Source organism: Thermomonas sp., assembly GCF_023953935.1.
Classification (GTDB): domain Bacteria; phylum Pseudomonadota; class Gammaproteobacteria; order Xanthomonadales; family Xanthomonadaceae; genus Thermomonas.
The window spans coordinates 265,928-279,161 of record NZ_JAMLIW010000002.1 but is presented as its reverse complement, the minus strand read 5'-3'; the positions used below and the strand labels follow the sequence as shown (position 1 = coordinate 279,161).

Genomic DNA, 13,234 nt, shown 5'->3' with positions numbered 1-13,234 from the left:
GTTCAAGCGTGACTTTTCGTGGCGACGGCTGCGACGCATGCGCCTCTCAGGTCGCGTTGCCGGTCCCGCGCTTGGGCAGGATGCCGGTGACCTGCAGCTGCAAGTCACCGTCCCCGACGCGCGCGCTGGCGCGTTCCCCGATGGCCACGCCGGCGACCGAACGAATGATCGAGCCATCTTCCCGCTGCAGGATGCTGTAGCCGCGATCCACGGTGGCCAGCGGGCTGATGGCATGCAGTGAGCGCGCCAGGCCGCCGAGATGGAGCACGTCGTTTTGCAGGGACTGGATCAGGAGCGCGCGCGGCCGACCGGCCAGCGCCGACAGGCGTTCGCGTTGGCGTTCGACTTGCTGGCGCGGATGGTTGGCGCGCAGGCGTGCGACCAAGGCCTGGAACTGTCCGCGCAGCTGTTCGGCACGCCGGCGCGGATGGCCGGCGCGCAGCTGCGCGACCAAAGTTCGCAGGGTTCCGGACCCTTGCTGCAGGCGCTGCGCCAGGGTACCGGCCAGTCGCAGCTGCGCGTGAACCAGGCGCTGGCGCTGCGCCTCCAGTCGCGCCTGCGGGCGCTGCGCGTGCAAGCGCAGGAAGGCGCGGTCGGCGCGCTGGGCGCGTTCGCGCAGGCCGGACTCGTGCTGGGCAAGCAGGCGGCGCTGCAGGTGCTCCAGCCGCGCGTGCAGTTCGATCGCGTCCGGGGCCAGCAGCTCGGCGGCGGCCGATGGCGTGGGCGCGCGCAGGTCGGCGGCAAAGTCGGTCAGCGAGAAGTCGGTTTCATGGCCAATCGCGGAAATCACCGGCGTGGCGCACGCCGCCACCGCCCGCGCCAGCGCTTCGTCATTGAAGGCCCACAGGTCTTCCAGCGAGCCGCCGCCGCGGGCCAGCACCAACACGTCATAACGGCCGCTGGCATCGGCGCGCGCCAGCAGCGCGCGGATCTGCGCGGCCGCGGCAGTGCCCTGCACCGGCACCGGCAGCAGCTCGACCTCCAGCAGCGGGAAGCGCCGCCGCAGCACGCTGAGGATGTCGCGGATCACCGCCCCGGACGGCGAGGTGAGCACCCCGATCCGACGCGGGAAGGTGGGCAGGGCGCGTTTGCGCGCGGGGTCGAACAGACCCTCGGCGTCGAGCCGTTGCTTGAGTTCCTCGAACGCCCGCCGCAGCGCGCCTTCGCCGGCCTCCTCCATGGTGTCCAGCAGCAGCTGGTAGTCGCCGCGCGGTTCGTACAGTGTCAGCCGTCCGCGCACCAGCACCTGCATGCCTTCCCTGGGGACGAACTTCAGCCATTGGCTCTTGGGCTTGAACAGCGCGCAGCGCACCGCCGCGCGGGCATCCTTGAGGGTGAAATAGAGATGCCCGGAGGCCGGGCGGGCGAGGTTGCCGATTTCACCTTCCACCAGCACCGCCGGGAAGCTGCCTTCGAGCAGCTCGCGCGCGAGGGTGTTGAGCTGGCTGGGTGTGAGGCTGGCGGCGGCTGCGGGCATGGAGGCATCGTAGGGGTTCTACCCCGAAATCACGGACGGTTTGGAAAGAGCTGAAAACTTCTGGTCTTGTCTGATGACTCTGCGTCGCATCCTTGGGTTATGGCGTCGTTCGATATATTCGAACACATCCGCCCTTGCAGCATCGAGTGTCGGGTACTTCGTGCGGTAGACGCGCTCGCGCTTGAGCAGGCCGAAGAAGCCCTCGCAGGCGGCGTTGTCGCCGCAATGACCCACGGCACTCATCGAGCACACCAGATTGTTGGCCGCCAGATAGCGCTGGTAATCGCCGCTTCGGAACTGGCTGCCGCGGTCGGAATGCAAGATCACCGGATAGCTTTCCTGACGCTGCCAGACCGCCATTTGCACGGCCCGGATCACCATCTGTCGGTCCTGCCGGTGATGCATCGACCAGCCCACGACGCGCTGGTCGAACAGGTCCAGCACGATGCACAGGTACAGCTTGCCTTGGCCGGTCTTGAGTTCGGTGATGTCGGTGACCCATTTGGTCTCCGGTTCCAGCGCAGTGAAGTCCCGTTCTAGGTGGTTGCGCACACCCAGAGGCGTCAGCGCGGGGCTCCCGCGCTGACCACGCCGCTTCGGACGCGGCCAGCCTTGCAGTCCGTCAGCAGCCATGATCCGTGCCACCCGGTTCAGGCTTGCCGTCTCGCCTTCCTCGGCAAGATCCTCCTGCATCCGGCCAGCACCCAACGTCCCCCGGCTGTCTTCATGCAGTTCGCGGATGCGGCCAAGCAGGCGCTGGTTGTCGCACTGTCGGTCGCTGGGCAAGCGCTTGCTCCAGTCGTAGTAGCCGCTGGCCGATACCTTCAGGCAGCGGCACATCAGTCGAATCGGAAACTCATCGCGGCAACGTTCGATCACCCGATACCTCGGGACGATCCCTTGGCAAAGAACGTCGCCGCTTCGCGCAAAAAATCCCGCTCCTTCTGCACCCGGGCCAGTTCGCGTTTGAGACGCGCCACTTCCTCGTCCCGGGGCGTCCCGGTGCCACCGAATGCGGTCTTGCCCTGGCTCTGGGCTTCCCGCTTCCAGCGCGTCAGCAGGTTGTCCCGAATCCCCAGCTCCCGCGCCACTTGGGCACAACTGACGCCAGGCCGGCTGGCCTGCTCAACCGCGCCACGCTTGAACTCCTCGCTGAACTTCCTTCGCATTGACATGAACACTCCTCATGGCCTCGATCGGCCTTCTCGTAAGTGTCCGTGAAAACGGGGGTGAACCCTAGCCGCAATCACGCGTATTGGCGTCAGCGGAAAGCCGGTGTGGTGCGGGGCTGGCTCTGGAGTGGCTTGGGCTTGGCTTGAGCCGATGGCGCAAGAAAATCACGGGCTTGGCTTGAACCCATTTCGGTTCGAGCGCGCCATGGATGGCGCGCGGCCGCGCGTCGTAGCCGGAAGCGGAGTTCGCGCGGCGAGCCGAAATGGGTTCAAGCCAAGCGGCGTCAGTGGTTGGCTCAGCGGCTCGGACTCTGCCCAAAGCAAGCCCGTCAGGATTTCGCGGAGGCATTTGACCGGCGCGCTCCACTCGACCCAAGCCGAACCTGCCCATCTGCCAATCTGGCGGCGAAGCCGACCAGGCACCATGCGAGCCTGACGCCGCTCGTCTGCGGCAACCGCTAAAATGTCGGCATGACAAGTCAGGTTCCAGACCGCTACGGCCCGCAGCCCCGCCGCATCACCCGTCAGGTGGATATCGACAGCGTGCGGGTGGGTGGCGGTGCGCCGGTGGTGGTGCAGTCGATGACCAATACCGACACCGCCGATGTCGTCGGAACCGCACGCCAAATCGGTGAGCTGTGGCGCGCCGGGTCGGAGCTGGTGCGGGTGACGGTGAACACGCCGGCGGCGGCGGCGGCGGTGCCGAAGATCGTCGAGCGGCTGGCGATGATGGGCATCAAGGTGCCGATCATCGGCGACTTCCACTACAACGGCCACCAGCTGCTCGCCAAGGAACCGGCCTGCGCCGAAGCGCTGGCGAAGTACCGGATCAATCCCGGCAACGTCGGCTTCGGCAAGAAGAAGGACATCCAGTTCGCGCAGCTGATCGAATTTGCGCTGCGCTACGGCAAGCCGGTGCGGATCGGCGCCAACTGGGGCTCGCTGGACGAGGCGCTGGCGACCGCGCTGATGGACGAAAACGCGCAGCGGGCCGAACCGTGGGACGCGGCGCGGGTGATGCGCGAGGCGCTGGTGCGCTCGGCGCTGGATTCGGCGCTGCGGGCGGTGGAGCTGGGCCTGCCGGCTGAGCGCATCATCCTCAGCGCCAAGGTCAGCGGCGTGCAGGAGCTGATCGCGGTCTACCGCGATCTGGCATCACGCAGCGATTTCGCCCTGCACTTGGGCCTGACCGAGGCCGGGATCGGCAGCAAGGGCATCGTGGCGTCGAGCGCGGCGCTGGCGGTGCTGCTGCAGGAGGGCATCGGCGACACCATCCGCATTTCGCTCACCCCCGAGCCGGGCAGCCCGCGCACGCAGGAAGTGGTGGTGGCGCAGGAGCTGCTGCAAACCCTGGGGCTGCGCGCCTTCACGCCGATGATCACGGCCTGCCCGGGCTGCGGCCGGACCACGTCGGAGTTTTTCCAGCATCTGGCCAAGGTGGTGCAGGATCACGTGCGCGAGAAGATGCCGGAATGGAAGATCAGCCGCCCCGGCGCCGAGACCATGACGGTGGCGGTGATGGGCTGCGTGGTGAACGGGCCGGGCGAGTCGCGCCACGCCAACATCGGCATCTCCCTGCCGGGCACCGGCGAGGCGCCGTCGGCGCCGGTGTTCGAGGATGGCCAGAAGACGGTCACCCTGCGCGGCGAGGGCATCGCCGAGGAATTCGTGGCGCTGGTCGATGCCTACGTCGATCGTCACTACCGGGGCGGCGCGCCGATCTGAGGCAATATCGAGTCATGCCGCATTGCCGTACGCCGCGCGGTGCACGCACTTGCGCGATGGTTCCGGGGTCGAGCATGCTTGGACGAGAGGCAATGTCCCGTTCCAATGTCCTATTCTCCGGCTGACCCCGACGCAGGCGTCCGTATCCATGCCAGACAAGTTCACGAAGCTGGAAGAACGTGGATCGCGCACGCAAATCCTGGTCGTGCTCGCGATCGTCATACTCGGCGCCATCGCGGTCTATCGTTGGGCCACTTCGGACTTTCAGCCGCTCCACGGGCGAGTCGAGGCGGTCGGTGCCGGCACAGTGTCGGCATCCGGGCGTGCCGTTGCGACGGTCTCGGTCCGCCTGCCGGATGGTTCACGCGTGGATGCCGAAGTCGTCAGTGGCGGCCCGCTGGCGGTCGGTGATCGGGTGCGTCTCGTGGTGGGGCCAGACTCTGCGAGCGGAACACCGTACGAGGTCGTGGCGAAACTGCCCGCAACTGCGCCCTGACGGTTCAAGATGCCAAGCCGGAGCAGCGCGTGCCCCACGCGCATGCCGGCCATCCCTGGCCGGCACCGCGTTTGTGCGTGCGTGAAAACGAAGCTCAGCCCTGTGCGGCCAGCCACTCGTCGTCGCTGCCCTCGTTGAGCACGGACCACAGCGGAGAGGAGAAATAGCGTTCGCCGGTGTCGGGCAGCATTGCCAGCAGCACGCTGCCTTCCGGCGCGGTTTCGGCGATCTTCAGCGCGGTGGCGGCGGTGGCGCCGGAGGAAATGCCGACGAAGATGCCTTCCTCGGCGGCCAACCGGCGCGCGGTGGCGAAGGCTTCCTCGTCGGTGATCGTGCGCAGTTCGTCATAGGCCTTGCGGTTGATGACCTCGGGCACGAAGTCCGGCGTCCAGCCCTGGATCTTGTGCGGGTTCCAAGCCTCGCCCTTGAGCAACGCCGCGCCGGCTGGCTCGGTGCCAACCACGCGGGTGTCGGGCCGCGCCAGTTTCAATACCTCGCCGACGCCGGTGAGGGTGCCGCCGCTGCCCCAGCCGCTGACGAAATAATCCAACCGCTTGCCGGCGAAATCGCGCAGGATTTCCGCCGCCGTGGTCTGGCGGTGGTAGGCCGGATTGGCGGGATTGGTGAACTGGCTGGCCCAGAACCAGCCGTGTTTTTCAGACAGTTCCCGGGCCTTTTCCACCATGCCCACGCCGCGGGCGGAGGCCGGGGTGAGGATGACCTTGGCGCCATAGGCGCGCATGGCCTTGCGGCGTTCGATCGAGAAGGTCTCGGTCATCACCGCGACGAACTTGTAGCCGCGCGCGGCGGCGATCATCGCCAAGGCAATCCCGGTGTTGCCGGAGGTGGCCTCGACGATCGTGTCGCCGGGCTTGAGCAGGCCGCGGCGCTCGGCATCGAGGATGATGCCCAGGCCGAGGCGGTCCTTGACCGAGCCGCCGGGGTTGAACGATTCGGCTTTGACGTAGACCGTCGCGTGTTTCGGTGCGAGGCGCTGGAGTTTGATGATCGGGGTGTTGCCGACGGTGTCGAGGATGCTGTCGTAGATGGCCATTGCGATGGGTCCTTTGCGGAAAACGGGATTCAGGCGGCGCGGGCGAGGTCGCTGTTGCAACATCGCTGGCTGGCGGAAGTGATGGGCGACTTGCCGAACCAATGCAGCGAGGTCGCCAGTGCGGCGACTTCACCAATGATCAACAGCGCCGGCGCCTGCACGGCGTGCGCCTGCGCGAGCTGTGGCAATTCGGACAACGGCGCGACCAGCACCCGCTGCTGCGGCAGGCTGCCGTTTTCGATCAGGGCGGCCGGCGTCGAGGCGGGCAGGCCGTGGTCGAGCAGGCGATCGCGCAGCCGCGACAGTCCGGACATGCCCATGTAGAAGGCCAGTGTCTGGCCGGATCGGGCCAATGCCCGCCAATCGTGTTCGGCTTCGCCGCTGCGGGTGCTGGCGGTGAGCAGTTGCAGCGCGCGGGCATGGTCGCGGTGGGTCAGCGGGATGCCCGCGTAAGCGGCGCAGGCAACGGCGGCGGTGATGCCGGGCACGACTTCGCAGTCGATGCCGTGCGCGCGCAGCGCCTGCAGCTCTTCGCCACCGCGGCCGAACACGAACGGATCGCCGCCCTTCAGCCGCACCACGCGCTGGCCGGCCAGCGCCCGTTCGACCATCAATGCGTGGATGCGGCGCTGGGTGGCGTCGTGGTCTTCGCCCACGCGCTTGCCGACTGCCAGGCGATCGGCATCACGCCGCGCCAGCGCCAGCACCTCGGCGCTGACCAGGCGATCGTGCAGGATCACGTCGGCCTCGTTGAGCAGGCGCAGGGCGCGCAGGGTGAGCAGGCCGGGATCGCCGGGGCCGGCGCCCACCAGCGCCACGCGGCCGCGTCGGCCGGCCGGCGCGGCTTGCAGCAGCGCCGTGAGGTGGTGGCGAGCGCCGTCCGCATCACCGCGCCGCAGCAGCGCTGGCACAGGCCCGGACAGGACCTGCTGGAAGAAATCGCGGCGCGCCGGGAGCTCGGGAAGCCGGGTACGGATTCGGTCACGCACTTCGATGAACAGCTGCGCCAACGCGCCGAAGCTGTCGTCGAACTGGAGTTCGAGCCGTTCGCGCAGGTGCCGTGCCAGCATCGGCGCGGCGCCGCCGCTGGAAATGGCGATCTGCAGCGGGCCGCGCTGCACCCGCGCCGGAAGCTGGGCGCTGGCCAGCTGCGCGTCGTCGACCACGTTGACCCAACGCTGGCGCGCCAGCGCCGCGTCGGCCACCGCCCGGTTCACCTCGGGCGCGTCAGTGGCGGCGACGACCAGCCAGGCCGCGTCGAGCTGCTCGGGTTGGAATGCGTCGCCCAGATGAGTGATCTCCCCGGTGCTGACCAGCGCTTCCAGCGCCGGGTCCAGCCCGGGAGCAACGAGCGCGACGTCGGCCCCGGAGGCGAGCAGCGCGGCGACTTTGCGGGCGGCCACGGCGCCGCCCCCGACCACCAGCACGCGGCGCTGGCGCAGGTCGACAAACAGGGGGAACAGTGGCGGAGCGGCGGCTGGCGACATGCGCCCAAACTAGGCCGCTTTCCGCAGATGGGGAAATGGTGGCAGGATTTCGTTTTATGCTGTCACGGCATAAGGCCTGTCTGGAAATGCTTTCAGAGCCATGTATAATTCATCGCTACATGCAGATAAAGCGATGAATTACTTCCTCGGAACCCGCCGCCATGACCCTGACCCAACTGCGCTATCTCGTCGCGATCGCCGATTCCGGCTTCAACATCACCCTCGCCGCCGAGCGCGTGCACGCCACCCAGCCGGGCCTGTCCAAGCAGCTCAAGCAGCTGGAGGACGAGCTGGGTTTCCAGCTGTTCCGGCGCAAGGGGCGCAGCCTGCTGGGCGTGGCGCCGGCCGGCGTCAAGGTGATCGAGCACGCGCGCCGGATCCTCGCCGAGGCCGCCAACATCCGCAGCTATGCCGCCAACGAGCGCGGCGAATACCGCGGTCGGCTGCGCCTGGCCACCACCCACACCCAAGCCCGCTACGTGCTGCCCAAGGTCATCGCGGATGTGACGCGGCGCTACCCCGAAGTCAGCGTGGACCTGTTTGTCGCCGGGGATGCCGAGGTGCTGGCCAAGCTCGATGAATCCGATTTCGCGCTGGTCAGCAGCGCCGGCCGCGTGCCGGAGACCAACGGCCTGGCGATTCCGCTGTTTCGCTGGCAGCGGGTGCTGCTGGTGCCCAAGCCCCACCCGCTGGCGCGTCTGGACGGGCCGCTGAAGGTGGCCGACCTGGCGCGCTATCCGCTGATTTCCTACGAATCCTCCAACCAGCCGGAGTCCTCCCTGCAGCGCACCTTCGCCGCCGCCGGCGTGACGCCGCAGATCGCGATGACCGCGCGCGATGCGAACCTCATCGAAGCCTACGTTCGCACCGGGCTGGGCGCGGGCCTGCTGGCCGAGATGGCGGTGGGCGGACGCAAGGACGATGACCTGCGGGTGCTGCCGGCGCCGGTGGAATTGCCCGAGTGCATCACCTGGGCGATCGTGCCGCGCGGACGGGTGTTGCGCGAATACGCGCTGACCCTGCTGCACGCGCTGGCACCACAGATCGACGGCCGTGACCTGCGCAACATCCTCGAAGGCAACCTGCCGCCGCTGTGGCCGGATCCGCCGCGCTGGCAGGCGAAAGGTGCGACGAATCCGGATTGAAGCGCGCAGGATTGAACGACGCGCCTCGGCGCCGGCGTTGCGCATCGACCGCAGCGCCGCTTCGATCGAACCGATGCCCGCCCAGGCTTCGCCGCAGGGTGCCGCGTGGCCCTACAGGTCGAAATGCAGTCCGCATTCGCGGCGCAGGCCGAAGAAGCGGGTCTGCTTGGGGCTCATGCCGGGCTGCAGCGGGCGGGTGGTGTGGACATCGCCCACCGAGACATAGCCCTGGTGCAGCAGCGGGTGCTCGGGCAAGCCGTGGCGGAGGATGTAGCTGCCGATCCCGAGATCGCTCCAGTCGGCGATCGGATGGAGTTTGAAGCGGCCGTCCTTCAGTTCGAGGAAGTGGATGTGCTTGCGGGTGGAGGCCTGTTCGCGGCGCAGCCCGGCGTGCCAGCAACCTACGCCAAGTTCGTCGAGCGCACGCTGCATCGGTTCGACCTTGTGCAGTTGGTTGTAGCGCTGGATGCCTTCGCTGCCGTTTTCCCAGAGCTTGCCCAGCCGCGCTTCCATCCAGGCGTTGCCGACGTCGGGGCGGTACACCTTCAGGTTGAGGCCGAGCAGCTGGGTCAGGTGGTCGGCGTAGCGGTAGGTTTCCGGAAACAGGTAGCCGGTGTCGATCAGGATCACCGCGATGTCGGGCAGCAGCCGCGTGGTCAGATGCAGGGTGACGGCGGATTGCACGCCGAAACTGGTGGACAGCGCGTGGACCCCCGGAAGGTGGCGCTGCGCCCAGGCGATGCGATGCTCGGCGTCGAGCGCGCCCAGCAGGCGGTTGGCCTCGTCCAGTTCCGCGGACGTGATGGTGGCGGGATGGTAGGTGGGCATGGCGACAGGTGAAATGCGAAAGGGTCAGGCGGCGCCCTCGTCGGGCGCGACGCGGACGTGGGTGGGATAGGACGGCAACGCCACCACACCGGTGCGGTGCAGGAAATCACCGAAGCGTTCGCCGGGCTGGCGCTCGGCGGCGTAGCGCGCCAGCAACGGGTCCGAGCGCGGCCAGAATGTCCGCCTCGGTGGCGTTGTCCAGATACGGCGTGTTCATGCGCTGGCCGCGGTGGTCGCCGCCGAGCATCAGGTTGTAGCGACCGGGCGCCTTGCCGACCAGGGCGATCTCGGCCAGGTACGGGCGCGAGCAGCCGTTCGGGCAGCCCGACATCCGGAACAGGATCGGCGTCTCGCGCAGACCGTGCTTGTCCAGCAGCGGCTCCAGCTGCTTGAGGAAGCCAGGCAGGTAGCGCTCGGATTCGGCCATCGCCAATGCGCAAGTGGGCAGCGCCACGCAGGAGATGGCAGCGCGCGCCAGCGCGGTGGGCGCCTTGTTCTCGCGGTCGAGCCGGTATTGCGCGACCAGCGCATCGATCAGGGCGCGGTCTTCCGGCATCACCCCGGCGATGATCAGGTTCTGGTTGCAGGTCATCCGGAAATGGCCTTTGTGGACCTCGGCGATTTCGCGCATTCCGGTGAGCAGCGGGCGGCCGTCGGGTAAATCGGCGACGCGCCCGGAGGGCAGCGACAGGGTCAGATGCCACAGCCCGTTTTCGGCTTCCACCCAGCCGAAACGGTCGCCGTTGTGGTCGAAGTGGTATGGGCGCGCCGGCTGGAGCTTGAAGCCGGCGCGTTCTTCCATCAGCGCCTGGATTTTGGCGCTGCCGTGGTCGTCGATGGTGTATTTGAAGCGCGCGTGCTTGCGATCGACGCGGTCGCCGAGATCGCGCTGCACGGTGACCGCGGCCTCGCAGATGGCGAACACCTGGTCCGGGGTGACAAAGCCGATGACGTTGGCCACGCGCGGGTAGTGGCTGGGGATGCCGTGGCTGGCGCCCATGCTGCCGCCGATGGCGACGTTGAACCCCGCAAGTTCGCCGCGCTCGTCGACGATGGCGATCAGGCCGACGTCGTTGGCGAACACGTCGACGTCATTCTGCGGCGGCACCGCGACGGCGATCTTGAACTTGCGCGGCAGATAGGCATCGCCGTACAGCGGCTCGTCTTCGATCGTCTCCGCCGGCGGCTGGTCCAGCCACACCTCGTAGTAGGCCTGCGTTTTCGGCTTGAAGTGCGCGGACAGGCGCTGCGCCCAGTCGTGCACCTGTGCGTGCAGGCCGGAGAGCAGCGGATTGCTGGCGCCCAGCACATTGCGGTTGACATCGCCGCAGGCGGAAATGGTGTCCAGCCCGGAAGCGTGGATGGCCTGCATGGCGGCTTTCAGCTCGCGTTTGATGATGCCGTGCAGCTGGAAGGTCTGGCGGGTGGTGACCCGCAGCGAATGGCTGCCGTGGGCGGTGGCGATGCGATCCAGCGCCAGCCACTGACTGGTGCTGAACACGCCGCCGGGTGCGCGGATGCGCACCATGAATTGGTGGGCGGGCTCGAGCTTCTGGCGCCGGCGCTCGTCGCGCAGATCGCGGTCGTCCTGCTGGTAGCTGCCGTGGAACTTGATGGTGCGCTGGTCTTCGAACGACAGCGAGCCGGTGGTGGCATCGACCAGCCCTTCGGCCAGGGTGCCACGCAGATGCCGACTTTCAAGTTTGATTTTTTCGACGGATGGATGACTCATTACGATCCTCTGCCTCTTGCCCCAATCCCGAATCACCAATCACCAATCACCAATCACCAATCACGAATCACGAATCACGAATCACGAATCACGAATCACGAATCACGAATCACCAATCACCAATCACCAATCACAAATCACAAATCACAAATCACAAATCACAAATCACAAATCACAAATCACAAATCACAAATCACCAATAACGGCCCTCAATACACATCGCGCGCATAGCGGCCTTCGCGCTGCAATCTGCTCAGGTATTCCGCCGCCGCGTCGGCATCGCCATCGGCGTGCGCGGCCACGATTTCCAGCAGCGCGGCATGCACGTCCCGACCCATGCCGATGGCGCCGCAGACGTACAGGTGGGCGCCGCCTTGCAGCCAGTCGAACAGCTCGCGACCGCGTTCGCGCAGGCGCTGCTGCACGTAAGTCTTTTCAGCCTGATCGCGCGAGAACGCCAGATCCAGCCGGGTCAGTTCGCCCTTGCGCAGTGCGTCCTGCCATTCGGTCTGGTAGTGGAAATCGGTGTTGAAGTGGCGCGCGCCGAAGAACAGCCAGTTGCGCCCGGAAGCGCCGATTTCGGCGCGCTCCTGGACGAAGCCGCGAAACGGTGCCACGCCAGTGCCCGGTCCGATCATGATCAGGTCGCGGCTGGCGTCGGCGGGGACGCGGAAGCGTTCGTTGGGCTCGATGTAGACCGGCAGCTGTGCGTCCTCTTCCAGCGCGGCCAGAAAGCCGCTGGCGGCGCCGCCGTGTTCGAAGCCATGGGTCTGATAGCGCAGCACGTCCAGGGTGAGGTGGGCTTCCTCGCCGACGCGCTTGCGGCTGGAGGCGATCGAGTACAGCCGCCGCGCCTGCGGCCGCAGTGCCGCCAGCAGGGCGCTGGCGTCCCACGCGGTCGGCCAGCGGCGGAGCACGTCGATGAGCTGGTGATCGGCCAGCAGCGCCGCCAGTGCGGCGTTGCCGGGTTCCAGCAGCGCTTCGAGATCCGCCGCCTGCGCGCGCTGTGCCAGTGCGGAAAGAAACGGCCTCGAAAGCCGCGTCAGTTCACGACGGCTTGCCAGCCATTCGGACAGCGCGAGGGTGTCCTGGTCCTGCGTCACGACGGCATCGCCGTCGAGGTCGGTGGTCTCCAGCACGTCCGCCACCAGCCGCGCCGGGTTGCTGTGGTGGATTCCCAGCGCGTCGCCAGGCTCGTAGCTCAGGCCCGAGCCTTCCAGCGAGAGTTCGATGTGGCGCACGTCCTTGCCGATGCTGCCGTATTGGCGGAAGCCGATGCTCTTGTATTCACGCCCGGTCAGGCGCTGGTTGGTCAGCACGGTGGCGGTGAAGGGCTGCTCCTGCGACCACTGCGGCGCGGCGTGCGGGCGCAGCGGGGTGACGCTGGCCAGATGGATCGCGGCGGCCGGCTTGAGCAATACGCGCGCCTGGGCGAGCGCCGCTTCCCGCCAGGGCTGGGCCGCCGTATCGATGTCCAGATCGGCCTGCCCGAGCGCGTGCGCGCGGCTGGCGCCCAGTTCGACCAGTCTGGCGTCGAGCTTGCGGGCGATGCCGCAGAAATCGGGGTAGCTCGAATCGCCCAGGCCCAGCACCGAGAACTTCAGCTGCGGCAGTTTGGGCGCGCGCCTGCCTTGCAGGAATTCGACGAAACCCAGGCTGTCGTCGGGCGGTTCGCCTTCGCCCTGGGTGCTGATGACCAGGAACAGCAGCTTCTCATTGGCCAGTTCGCGGGTGGGGAAGGCGTCGGCGCGCAGCAGTCGCACCGGCAGGCCGTCGGCTTGCAGGGCGGCGTGCAGCACTTCGGCGGCGCGCCTGGCGTTGCCGGTCTGGCTGCCATACACAATCGTGGCCGGCTGCGCGGCCGCGGTCGGAACTGGCGCAATGGCGGCAGGCGCCGCGCCGGTGCGCGCGAGGGAATGCGCCATCCCGGCCAGATAACCCGAGGCCCACAGCAGGGCGCTGCCGTCCAGGCCTTCGGCCAGGCGGGCCAGCGCTCCGGCAGTGTCCGGGTGCAGCGGCGCGGGCAGGGTGTTGACGGGCAGCGACATCGCGGGCACTCCGTGCCGTTCGAGGTGCTGCGATCATCCCTGCGCGGTTGCGTCCGTTGAAAGGATGCGC

General features: G+C 67.7%; 9 protein-coding genes and 1 pseudogene. 3 read left to right on the top strand and 7 right to left on the bottom strand.

Features of this window, described 5'->3' with window-relative positions:
- Positions 1 to 46 precede the first annotated feature (46 nt).
- Together xseA and M9902_RS04050 are read right to left on the bottom strand one after the other, a co-directional pair.
- Positions 47 to 1,477: an exodeoxyribonuclease VII large subunit gene (gene xseA / locus M9902_RS04055; protein WP_297221287.1), complete on the bottom strand. Its 1,431-nt coding sequence runs from the start codon at positions 1,475 to 1,477 to the stop codon at positions 47 to 49.
- Between the two features lie 18 nt (positions 1,478 to 1,495).
- A protein-coding gene (locus M9902_RS04050; protein ID WP_297221286.1) for an IS3 family transposase occupies positions 1,496 to 2,652 on the bottom strand; the annotation gives its coding sequence in 2 pieces (ribosomal slippage) (positions 1,496 to 2,412 and positions 2,412 to 2,652; 1,158 coding nt in all).
- Between the two features lie 468 nt (positions 2,653 to 3,120).
- Here M9902_RS04050 and ispG point away from each other — a divergent pair.
- Together ispG and M9902_RS04040 are read left to right on the top strand one after the other, a co-directional pair.
- On the top strand, positions 3,121 to 4,374 hold the full coding sequence (ispG, locus tag M9902_RS04045; protein WP_297221285.1) for a flavodoxin-dependent (E)-4-hydroxy-3-methylbut-2-enyl-diphosphate synthase: 1,254 nt from the start codon (positions 3,121 to 3,123) through the stop codon (positions 4,372 to 4,374).
- Positions 4,375 to 4,522: 148 nt separating this feature from the next.
- Positions 4,523 to 4,870, top strand: coding sequence for a hypothetical protein (locus M9902_RS04040; RefSeq protein ID WP_297221284.1), 348 nt, complete (start codon positions 4,523 to 4,525; stop codon positions 4,868 to 4,870).
- A 94-nt stretch (positions 4,871 to 4,964) separates the two neighbouring features.
- On the opposite strand, the gene cysK is transcribed toward M9902_RS04040, so the two are convergent.
- Both cysK and cysG read right to left on the bottom strand, forming a co-directional pair.
- On the bottom strand, positions 4,965 to 5,924 hold the full coding sequence (gene cysK / locus M9902_RS04035) for a cysteine synthase A (protein WP_297221283.1): 960 nt from the start codon (positions 5,922 to 5,924) through the stop codon (positions 4,965 to 4,967).
- A gap of 29 nt (positions 5,925 to 5,953) precedes the next feature.
- Positions 5,954 to 7,411: a siroheme synthase CysG gene (cysG, locus tag M9902_RS04030; RefSeq protein ID WP_297221282.1), complete on the bottom strand. Its 1,458-nt coding sequence runs from the start codon at positions 7,409 to 7,411 to the stop codon at positions 5,954 to 5,956.
- Positions 7,412 to 7,572: 161 nt separating this feature from the next.
- Here cysG and M9902_RS04025 point away from each other — a divergent pair, with 161 nt between their 5' ends.
- Entirely contained in the window at positions 7,573 to 8,556 is a 984-nt protein-coding gene (locus M9902_RS04025; protein ID WP_297221281.1) for a LysR substrate-binding domain-containing protein, read from the top strand.
- A 111-nt stretch (positions 8,557 to 8,667) separates the two neighbouring features.
- On the opposite strand, the gene M9902_RS04020 is transcribed toward M9902_RS04025, so the two are convergent.
- The 3 genes and pseudogenes from M9902_RS04020 to M9902_RS04010 all read right to left on the bottom strand — a co-directional run bounded on the left by M9902_RS04020 (position 8,668) and on the right by M9902_RS04010 (position 13,164).
- Positions 8,668 to 9,384 (bottom strand): phosphoadenylyl-sulfate reductase, encoded by a 717-nt coding sequence (locus tag M9902_RS04020; protein ID WP_297221280.1) that lies wholly within the window; start codon positions 9,382 to 9,384, stop codon positions 8,668 to 8,670.
- Between the two features lie 24 nt (positions 9,385 to 9,408).
- Positions 9,409 to 11,116: pseudogene (gene cysI / locus M9902_RS04015) on the bottom strand (assimilatory sulfite reductase (NADPH) hemoprotein subunit).
- A 209-nt stretch (positions 11,117 to 11,325) separates the two neighbouring features.
- Entirely contained in the window at positions 11,326 to 13,164 is a 1,839-nt protein-coding gene (locus M9902_RS04010; RefSeq protein WP_297221279.1) for an assimilatory sulfite reductase (NADPH) flavoprotein subunit, read from the bottom strand.
- Between the last annotated feature and the right edge of the window lie 70 nt (positions 13,165 to 13,234).